General features: G+C 40.5%; 20 protein-coding genes. All 20 read right to left on the bottom strand.

The genetic code is table 11. The features are described from left to right. Nucleotides 1-137: 137 nt before the first annotated feature. Complete coding sequence (locus tag SPD53_RS03510) at nucleotides 138-2,420, bottom strand: DNA translocase FtsK (RefSeq protein WP_336251657.1); 2,283 nt, start codon at nucleotides 2,418-2,420, stop codon at nucleotides 138-140. A 175-nt stretch (nucleotides 2,421-2,595) separates the two neighbouring features. Continuing rightward, on the bottom strand, nucleotides 2,596-2,802 hold the full coding sequence (locus tag SPD53_RS03505; RefSeq protein ID WP_156856439.1) for a YlzJ-like family protein: 207 nt from the start codon (nucleotides 2,800-2,802) through the stop codon (nucleotides 2,596-2,598). Beyond that, on the bottom strand, nucleotides 2,799-3,518 hold the full coding sequence (locus SPD53_RS03500) for a ClpP family protease (protein WP_188858518.1): 720 nt from the start codon (nucleotides 3,516-3,518) through the stop codon (nucleotides 2,799-2,801). The genes SPD53_RS03505 and SPD53_RS03500 overlap by 4 nt, the downstream gene beginning before the upstream one ends. A 113-nt stretch (nucleotides 3,519-3,631) precedes the next feature. Then, complete coding sequence (gene dapG, locus SPD53_RS03495; protein WP_156856437.1) at nucleotides 3,632-4,864, bottom strand: aspartate kinase; 1,233 nt, start codon at nucleotides 4,862-4,864, stop codon at nucleotides 3,632-3,634. Between the two features lie 259 nt (nucleotides 4,865-5,123). Further along, complete coding sequence (locus tag SPD53_RS03490) at nucleotides 5,124-6,170, bottom strand: aspartate-semialdehyde dehydrogenase (RefSeq protein WP_188858519.1); 1,047 nt, start codon at nucleotides 6,168-6,170, stop codon at nucleotides 5,124-5,126. 66 nt (nucleotides 6,171-6,236) lie between these two features. Further along, nucleotides 6,237-6,824, bottom strand: a complete 588-nt coding sequence (locus tag SPD53_RS03485; protein ID WP_156856435.1) for a dipicolinate synthase subunit B — start codon at nucleotides 6,822-6,824, stop codon at nucleotides 6,237-6,239. A gap of 2 nt (nucleotides 6,825-6,826) precedes the next feature. Continuing rightward, nucleotides 6,827-7,702, bottom strand: a complete 876-nt coding sequence (gene dpaA / locus SPD53_RS03480; RefSeq protein WP_156856434.1) for a dipicolinic acid synthetase subunit A — start codon at nucleotides 7,700-7,702, stop codon at nucleotides 6,827-6,829. Nucleotides 7,703-7,812: 110 nt separating this feature from the next. Continuing rightward, nucleotides 7,813-8,067 (bottom strand): YlmC/YmxH family sporulation protein, encoded by a 255-nt coding sequence (locus SPD53_RS03475; protein WP_188855759.1) that lies wholly within the window; start codon nucleotides 8,065-8,067, stop codon nucleotides 7,813-7,815. 68 nt (nucleotides 8,068-8,135) lie between these two features. After that, nucleotides 8,136-9,353 carry a M16 family metallopeptidase gene (locus SPD53_RS03470; protein WP_156855408.1) on the bottom strand — a complete coding sequence of 406 codons (1,218 nt, stop codon included), beginning with the start codon at nucleotides 9,351-9,353 and terminating at the stop codon, nucleotides 8,136-8,138. Between the two features lie 28 nt (nucleotides 9,354-9,381). Continuing rightward, a complete protein-coding gene (locus SPD53_RS03465; protein ID WP_336251656.1) occupies nucleotides 9,382-10,323 on the bottom strand; it encodes a polysaccharide deacetylase family protein in 942 nt (313 codons plus the stop codon). Between the two features lie 147 nt (nucleotides 10,324-10,470). After that, entirely contained in the window at nucleotides 10,471-12,588 is a 2,118-nt protein-coding gene (gene pnp / locus SPD53_RS03460) for a polyribonucleotide nucleotidyltransferase (RefSeq protein ID WP_156855410.1), read from the bottom strand. Between the two features lie 354 nt (nucleotides 12,589-12,942). Next, nucleotides 12,943-13,212, bottom strand: a complete 270-nt coding sequence (gene rpsO, locus SPD53_RS03455; RefSeq protein ID WP_156855411.1) for a 30S ribosomal protein S15 — start codon at nucleotides 13,210-13,212, stop codon at nucleotides 12,943-12,945. Nucleotides 13,213-13,387: 175 nt separating this feature from the next. Further along, nucleotides 13,388-14,326, bottom strand: coding sequence for a riboflavin biosynthesis protein RibF (ribF, locus tag SPD53_RS03450; protein WP_336251655.1), 939 nt, complete (start codon nucleotides 14,324-14,326; stop codon nucleotides 13,388-13,390). A 2-nt stretch (nucleotides 14,327-14,328) separates the two neighbouring features. Next, nucleotides 14,329-15,240 (bottom strand): tRNA pseudouridine(55) synthase TruB, encoded by a 912-nt coding sequence (truB, locus tag SPD53_RS03445; protein ID WP_336251654.1) that lies wholly within the window; start codon nucleotides 15,238-15,240, stop codon nucleotides 14,329-14,331. 84 nt (nucleotides 15,241-15,324) lie between these two features. Beyond that, complete coding sequence (rbfA, locus tag SPD53_RS03440) at nucleotides 15,325-15,666, bottom strand: 30S ribosome-binding factor RbfA (protein WP_156855414.1); 342 nt, start codon at nucleotides 15,664-15,666, stop codon at nucleotides 15,325-15,327. Between the two features lie 43 nt (nucleotides 15,667-15,709). Continuing rightward, entirely contained in the window at nucleotides 15,710-15,988 is a 279-nt protein-coding gene (locus tag SPD53_RS03435) for a DUF503 domain-containing protein (RefSeq protein ID WP_156855415.1), read from the bottom strand. Continuing rightward, nucleotides 15,985-18,117, bottom strand: a complete 2,133-nt coding sequence (infB, locus tag SPD53_RS03430) for a translation initiation factor IF-2 (RefSeq protein ID WP_336251653.1) — start codon at nucleotides 18,115-18,117, stop codon at nucleotides 15,985-15,987. Before infB ends, SPD53_RS03435 begins: the two co-directional genes overlap by 4 nt. Nucleotides 18,118-18,222: 105 nt before the next feature. Further along, nucleotides 18,223-18,528 (bottom strand): L7Ae/L30e/S12e/Gadd45 family ribosomal protein, encoded by a 306-nt coding sequence (locus SPD53_RS03425; RefSeq protein ID WP_336251686.1) that lies wholly within the window; start codon nucleotides 18,526-18,528, stop codon nucleotides 18,223-18,225. After that, nucleotides 18,522-18,794, bottom strand: coding sequence for an RNase P modulator RnpM (gene rnpM, locus SPD53_RS03420; RefSeq protein WP_156855418.1), 273 nt, complete (start codon nucleotides 18,792-18,794; stop codon nucleotides 18,522-18,524). Before rnpM ends, SPD53_RS03425 begins: the two co-directional genes overlap by 7 nt. Before the next feature lie 13 nt (nucleotides 18,795-18,807). Beyond that, on the bottom strand, nucleotides 18,808-19,932 hold the full coding sequence (gene nusA / locus SPD53_RS03415) for a transcription termination factor NusA (protein WP_156855419.1): 1,125 nt from the start codon (nucleotides 19,930-19,932) through the stop codon (nucleotides 18,808-18,810). Nucleotides 19,933-19,946 lie beyond the last annotated feature (14 nt).

The raw sequence follows: 19,946 nt of genomic DNA, 5'->3' as shown, positions 1-19,946 counted from the left end.
TTAGCACCTCCTGTGCGTCGAGGCTCACCAGCCGCCCGCGGAAAGCAAGAGATATCGGGACTGCGGACCTCCAATGAAGCAATTTTCATTTCATAAGAAAAAACTGACTTGTATGGTGTGGCAAGTCAGTTTATTGATTAGACGGATGGTGCTTCTTCTTCTGTTTCTGTTTTGGAAACGAGGACAGTTCGTGGTTTGCTGCCTTCGTATGGTCCAACAATGCCTCTTGCTTCCATTGCGTCGATTAACCTCGCCGCACGTGTATAGCCGATGCGGAAGCGGCGCTGGAGCATAGAAACACTTGCGCTTTGCAATTCAATGATAAGTTCCACTGCTTCTTCATACAGCTCATCATCCACCTCTTCCACCACTTCATTCGTTTCTTCTGGAATCATTTCCTCTTGATAAGACGCTTTTTGCTGGTCGATACAATGATCTACGACACGTTCTACTTCTTCATCAGAGAGAAATGCCCCTTGAACACGGACTGGTTTAGATGAGCCAACTGGCATGAACAGCATATCTCCGCGGCCTAATAATTTCTCCGCTCCGCCGGAATCGAGGATCGTCCGGGAATCCGTCTGTGAAGAGACACTAAAAGCAATTCGGGAGGGAATATTTGCTTTAATGACTCCCGTAATAACGTCTACAGAAGGTCGCTGTGTTGCAATGATGAGATGGATTCCAGCTGCACGGGCCATTTGGGCAAGTCGTGTAATTGCATCTTCCACATCATTTGAAGCAACCATCATTAGATCTGCCAGTTCATCGACAATAACAACAATATATGGCAGTTCAGCTTCTGTTTCTTCCTCTGCTGCTGTTTGATTATATTTTCTTATATATTCGTTATAGCCTTGAATATTACGTGTACCAGAATCGGAAAACAGATCATATCTCCGCTCCATTTCTGCAACAACTTTCTTTAAGGCGCGGGAGGCTTTCTTCGGATCTGTTACAACCGGCGCAAGTAAATGCGGTATTCCGTTATAAACATTCAATTCTACTTTCTTTGGATCAATCATCATCATTTTTACTTCATGGGGTTTCGTACGCATGAGAAGAGTTGTAATGATTCCATTCACACAAACACTCTTCCCGCTCCCCGTCGCCCCAGCGATCAGTAAATGCGGCATTTTACTAAGTTCTGTCATAATCGCTTCACCGGATATATCTCTTCCAAGGCCAACTAATAGTTTAGAAGACTTATCACTAAGTGTATCGTCCATCACTTCACGTAAAGAAACCATCGCTATTTCTTTATTAGGAACCTCAATTCCCACAGCAGATTTACCGGGGATCGGTGCTTCAATCCGAATATCTTTCGCCGCGAGGGCTAAAGCAATATCATCATGTAAGCTAACAATCCGGCTTACTTTTACGCCAGCTTCCGGCGAAATTTCGTATTTCGTTACAGCGGGACCTACATTTACTTTGGTGACTTTCGCTTTAACTCCGAAGCTTTGGAAGGTTTTCTCCAATTTCCTAACCGTTGCCTGTACTTGCGATTTTTCATATTGTTGACTCGTTTTCACTGGTTCACTTAAGAGTTCAATCGGCGGAAGAATATATTCAGGATTTTCACTTTCTGCCTGGGATAGTTCCGGCTCGTCTATGTCTTCCTCTTCTTCGTCTTCCTCCTTGTCTACAGCTGTAACTGATGCAGCTTTAGGCTTCTCTTCCCGGTAGCTGATCTCCGTAAAATCATTAATAAGAGGTTCTTCCTGCGCCGGGGTTGCATCCTCTATTTGCGCTTCGGAAGCATAAACCGGTTCATCCTTTTCCTTCCGATTCTCTTTATATGTCTGTAGCTTATCGCCCATATTCTTACCAAGCTTCTTCAAAGAGGTGAAAAACTTAGCTACAATGTCACCAAGTGAAACTTCGGTAATGAACAATACTCCGATAATAATGGAAAAGACGGACACAATAATTGCACCGGCATAGGAAAACAAATAATAAGTAAAAGCAAATAAAATGGCTCCAACCATCCCACCGCCCGTACGGCTTGATGGCACTTGTCCGCTTATATAGGAAATATAATTATCCCAAGTAGCGGCAAGCACGGAAACATTCTGCCCCCCCTGTATAATTGGTTCATAGGTTTGGACATGTGTCAATAAAAGGACGCCAGCAAATAAAATATAAAACCCGACTATTTTTCTAGTAAAGTAATTTGGGTATCTACGTTTAATTAATAAAACAATTCCCGTAACTAATAAAAAGATGGACGCAACAAAATACCAAATCCCCAGGAAAAAGTGAAAGAAATATTCTAACCAGCCAGGGATAGCTCCGTCACTAATGGCACTTGCTCCACTGCCAAAAATGGCTAAAAAGATAAATAATAGGCCTAATAATTCATATTTTAATAGATTTGATTTTTTCTTAGATTTTCTTTTTCGTTTCTTTTTCGCCATTTTCTCACCTCGCACTCGAACATTTATAACCCACTGCATATTATATTAGTTGAGTTTTATAAAACCCTCACCTGATTGTTGGCAAGGGTTTGTCCGTTTAACTCATTTAATTATAGCATACTTCATCTCGTAATTTCCTATTTCAGGGAAGGTTTCCATCTATAATTTCATTGTGTTAATGCAAGGGGGCACCTGGTGAGTAATTGGCATTCAAATAATCATTCGGCTCTGTTGAAACTAATTGGGATAACTGATACTCTCCGCTTGGAAGCTTGTCGACATAGAACATTTTTCCTGCGTGGGTAATATAGGAGCGTTCCATTTGGGCTTCTTCTGGATTTGCAAATACCTCTTCTAATTGTAACGGTGTATAGAAAATCATTGTAAGATCTCACCTTCCTCACCTTTTTCCCCGATAAATTCGTTCATTTTTTCCATTGCTTCTTTTATTCCACCGACTGCATCAATCAATCCATGGGCTACTGCCTCTTTACCAACCACATTCGTACCAATATCTCTCGTTAAATTCCCTTTAGCAAACATTAATTCTTTAAAAGTATCTTCTTTGATTTTTGAATGATTCATTACAAATTGTATCACTCGATCCTGCATCTTATCCAAGTATTCAAAAGTTTGGGGGACACCAATAACAAGTCCTGTTAACCGCACTGGATGGATCGTCATCGTTGCAGTTGGCACGATAAAAGAATAATCGGTTGCGACGGCAATTGGCACGCCAATAGAATGCCCACCACCGAGCACAACAGAAACAGTTGGCTTCGATAACGATGAAATCATTTCAGCCAAGGCAAGGCCTGCCTCCACATCGCCGCCGACGGTGTTTAACAAAACGATGAGCCCCTCAATTTTTGGGTTCTGTTCAATTGCTACAAGTTGCGGGAGTAGATGTTCATATTTCGTCGTTTTATTCTGAGGTGGCAGCTGCATATGGCCTTCCACTTGACCAATGATTGTTAGGACATGAATATTCGATTCCCCAGTTTGAGCAATATTTGTTTGGCCCAGTGCTTGAATTTTCTCAACGATACTATCTGCCGGATTCTTTTGTTTCTCATCAGGGTTTAAATCTTTGTTCATAAACGGATAACCTCCACCAATTTATCATTACATATAGTATGTTCATTGGTGAAGCGTTCCATGTATTGAGTACTCCATTTAAAAAGGACGGGGACAATGATTGTCTTCCGCCCTTAAAAATAACTCGGGATTGCTTCATCTAATTTGAAGGTTTCATGGAGGATATTTACTGCACGTTTTAATTTCTCTTCGGGCACCAACACCCAAATCGTTGTGTGGCTGTCGGCAGCTTGTAAAATTTGAATATCATGCTTCACTAAGGCAGAGACAATTTGCGATGCTACCCCAGGTATTCCGCTCATTCCTGCGCCGACAGCGGCGATTTTTGCGCAATGTTCGGCCAGTGTTACTTGAAGATTTAGTTCTTTGAAAATGCCTTTTGCTTGTTGAAGGGTTGAATTTGGAAGGGTAAATGCCAATTGGTTTGGAGATATGTTAATGAAATCAATAGAAATTCCAGCTGCAGCCATAGCCTTAAAAATAGCTGTCATTGAATAATCCGGATTCTCTTTGCGGCTGATTTTCACTTGTGCAATATCAGCTTGATGAGCAATACCGGTTATTAGTTTGTTCTTTTCTTTTGATCCGTTTTTATCTTCTCTTAAGCTTGAGATAATTGTGCCATGGTAACGTTTATAAGTGGAACGGACATGGAGTGGAAGTTTCGCTCGCATTGCAATTTCAACTGCCTGGGGATGGATGACTTTAGCTCCTTGGTAAGCGAGATTGCATGTTTCGGTGTACGTACAGTTCTTTAGCACACGAGCAGATGTGACAAGCTTCGGATCAGCGGTCATAATCCCCTCAACGTCTGTGAAAATTTCCGCTCGGACAGCATCCGTCGCTACAGCAAGAGCTGCTGCTGTCGTATCGCTTCCTCCCCTGCCAATCGTTGTAACATCCCCCTTTTTTGTCTCCCCTTGGAAGCCAGCCACTACAATACAATCGTAAGTATCAAAAGCACGAAACAGCCGCTTTGGATTAACATGTTGAATTTTTGCATTCGTATGGTTTTCCGTTGTCATTATTCCGGCCTGTGCTCCCGTAAAAGCTGTTGCACTTATCCCAGCCTGTTTCAGTTCATTTGCGACTACGACTGCTGAAATAATTTCCCCGCAGGCTAACAAAAGGTCAAGCTCCCTATCTGAAGCATTTGTTTCGGGATAGTTTACCAATTGCAACAAAGAATCAGTTGCATATGGTGCAGGATTTTTCCCGAGGGCGGAAACGACAACGATAACTTTATAATCCGCATCAATTGCTTTTTTAACGTGGTAAAGCACATGTTTTCGGGTGTTTTCCGTCTGTAATGAAGTGCCGCCAAATTTCTGCACGAGAAGTTGCATTTCTTCACCTCTCTTTCCAATGAAATAAAAGCAGCTACTATTACTCTTCTGTAGATGTTTAAAGATGTAATTAATAGCCGCTTTGTTTATTTTTTAACTTCTTTCTATCACGTATTAACGGTCTGTAATATCCCCACCTTGAAACATGAGGGAAGCCCAACAGTGTGAAGTTGGGGATAAACAGTCCGTAAATCCCTGATTCGGTTCAACTAACATTCAGTGGGGAGGTAACGAATTCCCCACTGAATGAAGTTTCACTTTATAACCAGTTATTATCAACGACAGATTGAGCGATTTGAACAGTATTTAAAGCCGCGCCTTTTACTAGATTATCGGAGACAATCCATAAATGGAAACCATTTGCCTTATCCGGATCTTTCCGTACACGACCTACAAATACTTCATCTTTATCAGCTGATGATAACGGGGTCGGATAGACTTGTTTAGAAGGCTCATCCTGCAGGACAATTCCTGGAGCTGATTCGAGTACTTTCCAAAGATCCTCTACCGTCACATCATCTTTATCAATTTCAATATATACACTTTCCGCATGGGATGTGAATACCGGTAGACGGACACAGGTTGCCGCGACTGATAATTCCTGATCATGAAGAATTTTCTTCGACTCATTAATCATCTTCCACTCTTCCTGTGTGTATCCTCCATCGGAAAATACATCAATCTGCGGCAATGCGTTAAAAGCAATTGGATAGTGCTTTTCCTCGGATCCTACCGGGAGTACGTTCGCTTCCATCTCTTTACCATTTACATATTGTTCTGTTTGCTTTTCCAGTTCGCTAATAGCATGATCACCGGCACCGGAAACGGCTTGGTAAGTTGAAACAATTATTCTTGAAAGACCAAACGTTTCTTTAATCGGGCTTAATGCAGCAACCATTTGAATCGTCGAACAATTCGGGTTAGCAATAATCCCTTTATGATCCTTAATGTCTTCTTTGTTCACTTCCGGTACAACTAAGGGCACACCTTCAGTCATCCGAAATGCACTTGTATTGTCAATGACGACTGCACCGCGCTCTACCGCTTCATTTGCTAATGCTTTCGTTACGGATCCACCTGCGGAGAAGAGGGCAATATCAACTCCATTAAAACTTTCCGGAGTTGCTTCTTCAATCGTCTTCTCTTCTCCTTTAAATTCGATTGTTTTACCCGCAGATCGTTTTGAAGCTAATACTTTTAATTCATTAATCGGAAAATTTTTTTCTTCTAATATTTGTAATATTTTCTTCCCTACAGCCCCTGTTGCACCGACTACGGCTATATTGTAAGCATTTTTTTCTGCCATTTCTCGTTACTCCCTTCGATTACTCTAAATATTTGTACTGTTAGCGTCATATTATATCATATAATTCTAGTTATACGAAATGAGAATTGGTTGAAGTTGATTTTTAGTCAATGCGAATTGGAGCGTTTCATGGAGGGACGGCCAATCGGCAACGAGGGAATTTGGTTTATTAAATGGATCATCCTGGCCAAAGGGAATAAAGAATATATTTTTAGTCGCCATTAAGCGCATTAAGTTAACTCCATTTAATCCGAGGGCATCATTTGTCGACACTCCTAAAACAACGGGAGAATCATTACGTAGCGTTGCTTTTGCAGCCATCAAGACCGCGTTGTCCGTAACCGCATTCGCCAGTTTACTCAAAGAGTTTCCTGTTAGTGGTGCAATGACCATACAGTCTAATGGGATTTTCGGACCGAATGGTTCGGCTTCCACGATGGTTGAAACAACTGTCTTACCAGTGATTTCCTCGATTTTTTTAATCTTATCCACTGCTTTACCGTGAACAGTATCGGTATGCTTGACAGCGTCTGTAATGAATGGATATACATCTGCCCCTTCTTTAACTAGCCGAGTAAGCTCTTTAAATACGAAAACATGGGAATGATGCGAACCAGTAATACCGAAACCGATTTTCTTTCCAGAAAGTGACATGTTTATCTCCTTCCTTCTATCACTTGCATAATCACATTCGCTAAAATTTTGCCAGAAGTCTTCGGAGCAACGACACCAGGGAGACTTTTTGCTAGAATTGCTTTAATTCCGCGCTTCTCAGCAAATTCAAAGTCCGTTCCACCCGGTTTCGAAGCAAGGTCGATAATAACCGTATGGGCAGGTAACTTTTCAATAGCTTCACGCTTAATAACAAGTGCAGGTATCGTATTGATTAAAAGATCACATTGGTCAAGATGGTCTGGCAGTTGCTCAAGGGGAATCGCCTGAAGGTTCATCTCTGTTATGCGGGCAAGGTCACTTAAATCCCTTGAAGCTACACTTACCTTTGCACCAAGACTTGAGAATTTATTAGCAATCGTATGACCAACACGGCCAAATCCAGTTACAATGACATTGGATGAATGAATCGTATAATCCGTATGCTCAATTGCCATCATAATTGTACCTTCAGCAGTAGGTATCGAGTTATAAATTGCGACATCATCCCGGTTAAGAAGCGGTACAAGTTCAATTCTATTATTTTCAGCCTGTTCCTTTAGAAAATCATTTGCTATTCCAGTAAACATAATTGCGGATTCCTTTAGATTTTTAAACCATTCTTCTGTCAATTGGAGCGGCTGATCGGAAAAGACCGTTTCTACATTACCTAACTCATCAGTTCCGGTAATTGGTAAAATAATTACATCCAGATCAGCGGGGTGAATCTCCGATAGATCGCTCTGTTTTAATCCTGTAAAGCTTTGTTCCAATTTATCAAACCCGATTAAAACAATTGTTACTTTTGGTAATGCTTGCAGCTGGCGGATTAATTCCAGGTAGCGAGCATCACCGCCAATTACAGCAATGAGTTGCTCCATTATTGCTACTAACCTCCAAACATCATTTTCTCTCTATAGAATATGATGATTGCGCCTTAGAGTGATTGTAGACTAGCCAATAAATGAAAAAAGGCTGATATCTTGAGATATCAGCCTTTTCCTTCCGTGAAATCCTCAGATTCCACAACAATCATATCTTCTCCAATTACTTTAATGTTTCGCCAACGAATGAGTGATTCATCTTCTTCTTTTTTTAGACCGAACCATTTATAAGACGGAATGATAAATGCTTCAATTTGTCCAGTCTGCTCATTGATCTCCAAATCTGTTTGTCCGAGCACGCCCAACTTAATCCCTTGCTTCACATCAATAATTTCCTTCCCGCTAATATCTCTAAGCCTCATGGATACCCCTCCCTATTCCAGCTTATGCAAGAAAGCAGAAAGTCATGAGAATAATGAGTTGGCAGGCTTCAATTGTTATTTGAAATTATTGCGATTGCTGGTTTTGACTTAAATACATGGTCGATTACGTTACGAACGGAGCTATGCGAAATGGCATCGATTTCTTTAATTATTTCATCTATTGACCGATGTCTTTTTAATAACAATTCATTTCTTCCATTCCTACTCATTCTGCTGCTTGTACTTTCCAAACTAAGCACAAGATTTCCCTTTAATTGTTCCTTACTATTATGTAGTTCTTTATCTGTTATTCCGTTATCAACAAGCTCAGCAATCGTATCATCAATCGTTTCCTGTAACTTTGTCAATTGTTCATTTCCTGTACCGGCATAGATTGTGAGCAGACCATCTTCAAGAAATGAAGCATGATAAGAAAATACAGAATAGGCAAGTCCCTGTGATTCGCGAACATCCTGAAACAAGCGGGAACTCATACTCCCACCTAAGACATTGTTTAATAAAATTAAGCTGTATGTAGATGAATCATTAATTGGTAAGCCTCGGTAACCAAGGCAAAGGTGAGCTTGTTCTGTATCTTTATTCTTTGTGATCGAATCTCCTACAAAAAGAGCTGTCATTTCTTCCTTTTTCTTACCCGGCCGAGTAAAGGAACCAAATCGGTCATCAATCAATTGGACAAATGATTCGTCTGCATTTCCTGCAATTGAAATGACGATATTTTCCGGAGTATACTGTTCATTCATATAGTCTCTTAGCATTGCCGGATGGAATGACTCCAATTGCTTCTCTGAACCTATAATCGGAAAACCCAGTGGGTGATTGCCAAAAGCAGCTTGTGCTAAGAAGTCATGTACAATATCATCTGGCGTATCTTCATACATTTTTATCTCTTCATAAACTACTTTCTTTTCCCGTTCCATCTCTTCTTCATCGAAACTCGAGTCGAAAAACATATCTGCCAGAATTTCTAATGCGAGTTCTTTATGGGTATCAAGAACTTTTGCATAAAAACAAGTATATTCCTTGGAAGTAAAAGCATTGATCTGGCCTCCAATAGAATCAAATGCCTCTGCTATATCACGGGCAGTCCGTGTTTTTGTTCCTTTAAACAGCATGTGTTCAATAAAATGGGATATACCATTATTTTCAACTGTTTCATTACGTGAACCCGTCAACACCCAAATTCCTATCGTGACGGAACGAACAGCAGGAATTGGTTCAAGCACGATACGCAATCCGTTCTTACTCTGATGTTTCTGAATCAATATTGCTCCCCCCTGAAATGATGTCAAATTATCGTTCTGTACTTAAAAGTGTATCTAATCTGCCTAATCGGAAGTCTTTATCCTTAAGGAGCGTGATTAATTCATCTAGCCCTTCAGCAATGACTGGTGTTGGATGCATTAAAATGATTGCACCAGGATGCACGTTATCATTTACTCGATTTATCATAACAGAAACAGATGGTTTCTTCCAATCGATCGTATCTACCGTCCATAAAATTGTCTCCATTCCTTCTTCACTGGCAATCTTAACAACTTCATCTTTAAAACTTCCGCTAGGTGGTGTAAAGTAAGTTGGAGTTTCCCCTGTAATTGCAGTAAGTATTTCATTTGTCTGCTTGATCTGTGTTTCGATTTCCTGATTATTCAGGCGCGCCATATCTGGGTGATTATAAGCATGGTTTCCGACAAGATGACCTTTTTCCACAATCATTTGTACGAGTTCTGGATTCTCCCTCGCCCACTTCCCTTCAATGAAAAAATTTGCTTTCACTTGATGTTCCTGTAACGTGTTTAGGATTGCTGGAATATGCTCACTCCCCCAAGAAACATTAATCATAAATGATACCATTTGTTTTTCGGGATGTCCACGGTAAATTGGCGCTGATTCTAGATCGATTAAATCAATTTCCGGTCGTATTTGATCAAAGATAAGTAGATCCTCTTGAAATACGCCAGCTTTCTTCATCCGCTGGTAGGATTTTTCAACATTTATGTCCCTGCCGTTCCTTCCGGGAGTCTTTTTATAAACGCGGTCAATGTAGGCGTTTTGAGGTGCTTCCTTATATTCTCCTGTTGCTGCTTTTTGCTCGATCTCTAAGTATAGTTCGTCCTTTTTTAAATTCGTAACAGGCACTGCCCCATCAATAAATGGATTATAATCCAATCGAAATGCAGCAAAAAGGATAAGAATGAACACTAGTACGTTCACATATTTTTTATACTCTCGCATGCCACCGCCCCCCTGCAATCAATATATGCGGCAATAGGACAAGGTATGCGAAACAATAGAAAGGGCTATTAAAAAAAGAAACTGAAATAATTACTCAGCTTCTTTTTGTTTTCTAAGTCATTCAGAATTACTTAACGACCGAATCACTTATTTATTTGCTTTTTCTTCCCGTTCTTTTTCTTCTAATAATACTGCTTTTCTTGACAGATTAATTCGGCCTTGTCGATCAATTTCTTTCACTTTGACTAGGATTTCATCTCCGACTGAAACGACGTCTTCTACTTTATTCGTACGTTCAATTTGCAGTTCGGAAATGTGAACAAGACCATCTTTTCCTTTAAATAATTCAACAAATGCGCCAAACTTCTCAATACGTTTAACAGTACCAAGATACATTTGACCGACTTCTACTTCACGGACAATGTCCTCAATAATTTTCTTCGCCTTTTCATTCATTTGCTTATCGGTTGAAGAAATATAGACACTACCGTCCTGTTCAATGTCGATTTTCACACCAGTTTCATCGATGATTTGATTAATTTGTTTTCCGCTCGGTCCAATTACATCACGGATTTTATCCGGATTAATGGCCATCGTCATGATTTTCGGTGCAAACGGAGATAACTCTGTCTTAGGTTCTGCAATGGTTGCAAGCATGGATTCAAGAATTTGCATCCGTCCTACTTTCGCTTGTTCCATCGCTTCTTCTAATATCTCTCGGGAAAGACCGTCAATTTTAATATCCATCTGTAAAGCAGTAATTCCATTTTCTGTACCGGCAACTTTAAAGTCCATGTCACCAAGTGCATCTTCCATGCCTTGAATATCTGTTAAAATCGTATAATCTTCCCCAGATTTAACTAGACCCATCGCAATTCCGGCAACCGGAGCTTTAATCGGGACTCCAGCATCCATTAATGCTAATGTACTTGCACAAATACTCGCCTGCGAGCTTGAACCGTTAGATTCCAATACTTCGGAAACGAGACGGATTGTATATGGGAAATCATTTTCAGATGGGATCACTTTTTCAAGGGCACGTTCACCTAAGGCACCATGACCAATTTCCCTTCTACCCGGCGCGCGGATTGGACCTGTTTCCCCAACACTATATTGCGGGAAGTTATAATGATGCATAAAGCGTTTTGACTCTTCTAAATCAAGCCCGTCCAAAATTTGGACATCGCCGAGTGCACCTAATGTACAGATACTTAAAGCTTGTGTTTGTCCACGTGTAAATAGCCCTGAACCATGGGTGCGCGGTAAGATGTGAGTGCGACTGGATAATGGTCTGACTTCATCCGGTTTTCTACCATCTGGACGAATTTTCTCCTTCGTAATAAGACGACGCACTTCTTCCTTCACCATGTTTTCAAGAATGTTTTTCACTTGTTTAATGGTATCTGCTTCTGTTTCTTCATCATAAGCAGCAATTACCTCTTCTTTCACGGCTGCAATCGCATCTTCACGCTCATGCTTTTCTTTTACTTGGATTGCCGCAGTAAGCTTATCTTTTGCCTCATGTTCAATTTTTTCCGTAAGCTCTCTGTCAAGCTCAAATAAATTCACTTCGGATTTTTCGATATTCGCTTGAGAAATAATTTCTTCTTGAAATTCAACTAATCGTTTAATTTCTTCGTGACCGAACATGATTGCTTCAAGCATTACTTCTTCAGGAACTTCATCAGCACCTGCTTCAACCATGTTGACTGCATTTTTCGTTCCTGCTACGGTAAGCTCGATATCACTTTTTTCCTGTTGCTCAATAGTTGGGTTAATAATGAATTCTCCATCAACTCTTCCAACTTGAACACCTGCGATCGGTTCCTGAAATGGAATATTAGAAATAGAAAGCGCAATGGAAGAACCGATCATTGCTGCGATCTCTGAAGAACAGTCTTGATCCACACTCATCACGGTACTGATAACTTGTACTTCATTACGGTAGCCATCAGGGAAAAGTGGTCGAATTGGACGGTCAATTAGACGTGAAGCCAGAATTGCTTTTTCACTTGGTCTTCCTTCCCGCTTAATGAATCCTCCCGGGATTTTTCCGACGGCATACAACCGTTCTTCATAATTTACTGTCAAAGGAAAGAATGGCAAATCTTTCGGCTCCTTTGATCCTGTGGCAACTGCCAGTACAGATGTATCACCATAATGAATCATCGCAGCGCCACCAGCTTGTTTGGCAAGTTCACCTATTTCCACTGTAAACGTGGAACCTGAAATCTCTGTCGAAAAAACTTGTTTTTCATCTGTCATCTAGTTTGGTACTCCTTTCAATACAACATCCTTATCATTAGTATAAGCAATTCTCGCTTAAAGCTATCAGGTAATTCTTTCTTCTAGAATATACGATAGCAGTGGGAGAATCAAACGGTACGTCTAATCAGAAGCGTAATGTCAATAATATCCAGTTATATAAAACAAAACTTCATTCTAGAGGAGTTGTTGTTCTTTTCCCACGGAATTAGCTTTTGTAAATCAAGGTGTCAGTGACCGTTATTTCCTGCTTTTAACCCTTTACCATTTTTAGTCGCGGAAGTCTTACGGACTGTTACACCATAGTAAAATGTTTAAAAGAAAAAGCAGGATTTCTCCTGCTTTTCTTTAAGCTTATCGACGTAAGCCGAGTTTTTGAATTAAATCGCGGTAACGTATAATATCTTTATTACGTAGGTAGTTTAATAGGTTACGGCGTTTACCGACCATTTTAAACAGACCGCGGCGAGAATGATGGTCCTTCTTATGAACACGAAGATGTTCATTCAGTAGGTTAATCTCTTCTGTAAGTACAGCAATTTGTACTTCAGGAGAACCTGTGTCCGTATCATGGACTTTAAATTCATTAATAATTTCATTCTTACGTTCTTGTGAAATCGCCATTTGGTCCACCTCCTATAGAATTTGTATAGCCCCAATCCCCTAGCAATCGTCGGAGTTACGATTTGCCAAGCGATGGTTTATCTACATTAGTATAGCTTTAACTCCAGATAAAATCAAGTTTTTAATCAATATTTTTTACATGAACTGCTGTTTCAGACTGTAAATGTTGAGTAATTTATCGGAAATAATTGCGGATTGTTTTTTCGTCGTCGGCAAGTTGTGCGATTAGTTCTTCTTTGCCGGCAAATTTCTTCTCATCCCGAATGAACTCATGCCATTCAATCTGTAATTCTTCTCCGTATAAATCATTATTATAATCAAAGATATTCACTTCAACGGATAAATTTCCTTTATCTTCTTTGAAAGTCGGGTTCGTCCCAACACTTGCCATTCCTTCATAAATCGCATTCTTGTATCGTATTTTCACAGCATAAATACCAATCTTAGGCAGAAGTGCTTCTTCATTAATTCGTAAATTCGCCGTAGGATAGCCAAGTTCCGGGCCACCGCGCTTTGCACCTCGAATAACGGTACTTGTATATTTTAAAGGGCGTCCAAGCAACTGATTGACTGCCGCTACGTCTCCTTGTTTCAACAAGTTTCTGATCCGAGTGGAGCTGATTTTTTCATCATCCAGTGAAACTTTGTCGATAACCGTATAATCAAATTCACCTCTGGAATATTCCGCGATATTCTGCATATTTCCAGATCCTTTATGGCCAAAGCTGTAATCGAAGCCTGCAACAAGATGCTTAATATTTAATCCAATTATAAAATGATCTATGAAAGCTTGAGGACTCAATTTCGATAGTTCTTCGTTAAATTTAATAATATAGAGTCTATCAACATTCATTTGCTGAAGAATTTCTTGTTTTTCGCGAAGAGGCGTTATATATTGCACATGTTCTATCCCCTTTTTCAATATGACAGATGGGTGAGGATGAAACGTAATTACAGCACTCTCCATATTTCTTTCTTTTGCTATTTCAACCGCTTTCTTGATTAATTGCTGATGACCTTTATGTATCCCGTCAAAAAAACCAATCGCACTGACTGTTTCAGGCATGTCCACTCCAGAAAGCGTGTGTGGATAAGTTAATTCAAATGTTCTCATATCTATTCACCTACTTTTTTATCAAGCTGAAATACACGAACTGGCTTTATTTCTTGCTTACTTTTTTCATAAAGCTGATAAATGGCCAATAGTTCACCGTGGTGCACCATCAAAAACGGATTCGTCCTCGGCAATTCGTCAGGTCGAGGCAGTTTTTGGCCATGCTGTACTTTTCTCTTTACCTGTTCAGATACTTCAATGGAAGATAAATGATCAACTCCGGATAGGAGCGGTTTGAGCCATGCTGCTCGTTCCACTTCAGTAGCGGTTTTTTCAAGCTGTTCGAATGTTACTGCTTCCTCTTTAGTAAAATTCCCAGTCTGGGTTCTTTCAAGGAATGACATATGAGCAGGATATCCTAGCCTTTTCCCAATGTCGACACAAAGTGTGCGGATATAAGTTCCCTTCGAACAAGTGACTTGGAATCGGATCGTTTGATCATTTTTATTTTGTGCTAAGCGCTTAATGGAATATATCTCAATATTACGTATTGGTCGCTCGACTTCTTTATTTGCCCTTGCATATTCATACAGCTTCTTACCATTTACTTTAACAGCTGAATACATTGGTGGGGTTTGCTCCGTCACGCCTAAGAAGGATTTGAAGCATGTGTCAATTTCACTGGTTTCAGGAAATGCATCAACTTCCATCGTTTCAACAATTTCACCGTAGCTATCTTCTGTTTCTGTCGTTTGCCCTAACTTTAATTCGGCGATATATGTTTTCTTTGTATCTGTCAAAAATGGTACAACTTTCGTAGCTTGCCCGATGCAGATAGGAAGTACACCTTCTACTTCCGGGTCAAGCGTCCCTGTGTGCCCGACCTTTCTCGTCTTGTAAATTCGTCTAATCTTCATGACGCAATCATGGGAGGTCATCCCTCTTGGTTTCCATAACGGCAGAATTCCGTCCATCTCTTTCACTCCCGTTCCATACAAGCAAAAGAATCATGGAAAAATCTGACTCTGTCCACTTAACTGAGGAGTCAGATTTACCATTTATTTATTTAAATCTCGTAAAATAGTTTCAATCCGGTTTCCATACTCGTATGCTTCATCAAATTCAAAAAGGAGTTCAGGTGTCTTTCTCAGACGGATTCGTTTTCCGATTTCTGAACGGATAAATCCTTTAGCTTTCGTCAATCCAAGTAAAGTATCTTGTTTTTCTTTCTCTGAACCGAGTACAGAAATATAGATGGTAGCTTGCTGGAGGTCTCCGGTGACTTCCACATCTGTAACTGTAACAAAGCCAATTCTAGGATCTTTCAGTTTCATCGTTAAAATTTCGCCTAATTCTTTTTTCATCTGTTCAGCAACCCGATTAGCACGTAATTCCGACATCATCTCACCTCATTCAGAAAATAATTAATTGCTTGAAGGAGGGTTAGCGTTCCTCAACCGTTGTAAGGGTCCGCTCCAATTCAGGATATTGATCAACAACCCGCAGCACTTGCTGAATTATTTTCTCTGCATGTACTGTACTTGCCGATACTGTCACAACGCCAAACTTTGTCCGTTGCCAGAGGTCTTGATATTCTAACTCGGCAACGGCAACATTAAAGTCTTTCGTCAATTTGGCAAATATCCTTTTTAATAAGGAACGTTTTGCTTTAAGCGAATTTCCTTCGTAAAAGAAGCACTCTATTTCAGCATAGAGGATCATGTGCGTTTAATTTCCTCCATAATAAATGCTTCGATAACGTCTCCTTCTTTAATATCATTAAAGTTCGAAATTGTAATTCCACACTCATAGTTAGTCGCCACTTCACGCACGTCATCTTTAAATCGTTTCAGTGCAGCGATCTCACCTTCGAACAGAACAACTCCATCACGGATTACTCTGACCCCAGAGTCTCTCGTAATCTTACCATCCGTAACATAGCTCCCAGCGATTGTTCCGATTCGGGAAACTTTAAATGTTTCACGAACTTCCGCTTGTCCGATAACTTTCTCTTCGAATTCAGGATCAAGCAAGCCCTTCATCGCTGCTTCGATTTCTTCAATTGCCTTATAGATGACACGATGCGTTCTTACATCGACTTTTTCTCTTTCTGCAGCGTTTTTCGCATTTACATCAGGTCTTACGTTAAAACCGATGACGATTGCATTTGAAGCAGATGCCAAAATAATATCAGACTCTGTTATCGCTCCTACTCCAGTGTGGATGATTTTTACCTTAACGCCTTCTACTTCAATTTTTTGTAGAGAAGAGGAAAGTGCTTCAGCTGAACCTTGAACATCCGCTTTAATAATAATATTTAAGTCTTTCATTTCACCTTGCTTAATTTGCTCGAATAAATCGTCAAGGCTTACTTTACTCTGTTGTCCCCGGTTTTCCACAATAAATTTCTGCTCTCGTGCCTCACCGACTTGTCTTGCTTTCTTCTCATCTTCAAATACGAGGAATTGATCCCCGGCTTGTGGTACACCGTTAAGACCGGTAATTTCCACTGGTGTAGACGGGCCAACTTGTTCAACCCGCTCCCGCATATCATTTACCATCGCGCGTACTCGACCATATGTGTTCCCGACAACGAGGGAATCACCTACATGGAGCGTTCCATTCTGGACGAGTAATGTCGCTACAGAACCTCTTCCTTTATCCAATTGCGCATCAATCACCGTACCGGATGCATTGGCATTCGGATTCGCTTTTAGTTCTTCAACTTCCGCGACGAGTAACACCATCTCAAGGAGATCATCAATACCCTCGTTTTTGATTGCTGAAATATTAACGAAAATCGTATCCCCGCCCCAGTCTTCAGGGATTAATTCGTATTCTGTTAACTCCTGCATAACGCGGTCAGGATTTGCTGATTCTTTATCCATTTTATTAACAGCAACAATAATTGGAACCTCAGCTGCTTTTGCATGGTTGATCGCTTCAACGGTCTGTGGCATTACACCGTCATCCGCAGCAACGACTAGAATTGCGATATCCGTAACTTGAGCGCCACGTGAACGCATGCTTGTGAAAGCAGCGTGGCCCGGTGTATCGAGGAAAGTGATCTTCTTCCCATTTGCTTCTACTTGATAAGCCCCGATATGCTGTGTGATCCCTCCAGCTTCTCCTGCTGTTACTTTTGTTTTTCGAATGGAGTCTAGTGTTGTTGTTTTCCCGTGGTCTACGTGTCCCATAATCGTCACAACAGCAGGTCGTTCCTGTAAGTTCTCTTCTTTCTCTTCTACGCGATATTTTTCAAAATCTGTGTCCTCTAGTACAATTTCCTTTTCTACTTCAACATTATACTCACCGCAGATTAATTCAATCGTATCATCATCAAGATCCTGGTTTTTCGTAGCCATCACACCTAAAAACATGAGTTTTTTAATGATCTCAGATTCTTTTTTGTGTAGCTTTGCTGCAAGTTCACTAACCGTTAGCGTATTATTATACGTAATCTTCTTCGGCGTTAAATCCGGTGCCGGTTGTGTCGGTTTGCTCCTTTGCTGGTCTCGTCTCTTTTGGTTTCGATTTTTATTACGGTGAGTCTTTTGCTGGCCTCTTTTTCCTGTCATTTGTTGACTCCCTTTGTTGTTATGTCTTTTATCAGAAGACTTCTGTTTCGTATCGTCTTTTTTCTGTTTTGGTTTCGACTGAGTGGTTGTCTTCTGTTTTTCTCTATCGTTAGTCGATGGATTAAACTTTTTATCAAGTGATTTCACGGTATTCTCCGAGATCGTAGACATGTGATTCGCCACTTCCACATTCATTTCTTTTAAATAGTTAATCACTTGTTTACTCGTTACTTGATTCTTTTTAGCATATTCATATACACGCATTTTAGTCATACGTTCACCCCCGAAATTAATTACCTTAGAAAACTTGGCATTCGCCAAGGCTTTACGGCGAATGCCTTAGTTGCACTTATGCAATTAAAATGGATTCATACTATCTTATCTGGCAAAGTACGAGCGGATCTTCTTAGCAAAACCTGCATCCAGTACTGCAATCGCAACTCTTTGGGATTTTCCTATCGCATTCGATAATGTTTCCCGGTCCTCTTCGGCAATAACATAAGGAACCCGGTAATACTTGCATTTATCGGTAATGCGTTTCTTCGTCTGGTCCCCTGTATCATGGGCCAGTATTACGAGCTTTGCCTTCTGGCTGCGAACATCTCGTAAAATAGCATCTTCCCCAACAGAACATTTTCCGGCCCGAAAGGCGAGACCAAGTAAATTCAAATAATTCTTCATGATTCACTTCTCACAAGCTCTCGTAATTCTTCATAGATTGCCGGTTCAACTTCAGCATTTAACGTTCGGGCAAGAACATTGGATTGTTCAGCTTTATCAATAACTTCCAATGTTCCGGTTACATATGCGCCCCTGCCGTTCTTTTTCCCTGTCGGGTCGACAAATACTTCTCCGGCTTTATTCCGTACAATACGGATCAGTTCTTTTTTTGGTCGCATTTCCCCTGTTACAACACATTTTCTTTCTGGTATTTTACGTTTTGTCGCCATTTTTTAATTCCTCCTATTCAAACAAATCGTTATCATTCATTGAATAAGATTCTTCTTCAGTTGTTTCACTATCATCTTCGAGATCATCCTCGAGCAGGCCTTCATTTTTAGCTTCAGTCTCACTCTTAATGTCGATTTTCCAGCCTGTCAGCTTGGCAGCAAGCCGAGCATTTTGCCCACGCTTACCAATTGCTAAAGATAGTTGATAATCAGGAACAATAACTGTTGTTGCTTTCTCTTCTTCGTTTACGAGCACATCAATGACCTTAGAAGGACTGAGTGCGTTCGATACGTAAACAACCGGGTCTTCTGCCCATTCGACGATATCGATTTTCTCACCCTTCAGTTCATCAACTATCGCCTGGACACGCTGACCTCTTGGTCCGACACAAGCACCTACTGCATCAATTTCTTCGTTCTCCGCATAAACGGAAATTTTTGAACGGTCGCCAGCTTCCCGTGCTACTGATTTAATTTCAACGATACCATCATAAATTTCGGGTACTTCCATTTCAAATAATCGCTTCAACAAGCCTGGATGTGATCTTGAAATATAGATCTGTGGCCCTTTACTTGTATTCTCCACTTTCGTTACATATACTTTGAGACGATCATGGGTGTGATACTCTTCTGTCGGCATTTGCTCCGCTTCAGCAAGCTTTGCTTCAATCTTTCCTAAGTTTACATAAATAAAGCGGGCATCTTTACGCTGGATGATTCCAGTCATGACATCATCTTCTCGGTCGACATATTCGGAATAAATAACGCCCCGTTCTGCTTCCCTTACCCGCTGTGTTACTACCTGCTTTGCCGCCTGGGCAGCAATCCGACCGAAGTCTTTCGGTGTAACCTCTACTTCGATTACATCATCCACTTCATAATTCGGGTCGATTTCCTTTGCTTCCGCCAACGATATTTCCTGTTGGGTATCCTCTACTTCTTCTACAATCGCTTTTCTTGAAAATACTTTCATACTGCCTTTTTCTTCGTTAAGTTCAACTCGCACGTTCGTTGCAGATTGGAAATTCTTTTTATATGCTGATATTAGTGCAGCTTCCAATGCTTCAATTAATATTTCTTTTTCAATGCCTTTTTCCTCTGCTAATAAATCAATCGCATCAAACAACTGACTGCTCACTTTTCATTATCCCC

Origin of the sequence: Oceanobacillus sp. MO10714A (assembly GCF_037072045.1) — a bacterium.
GTDB lineage: Bacteria > Bacillota > Bacilli > Bacillales > Amphibacillaceae > Oceanobacillus > Oceanobacillus indicireducens.
The sequence above is the reverse complement of the archived record's forward strand: the minus strand, read 5'-3'. Positions and strand labels throughout refer to the sequence as shown.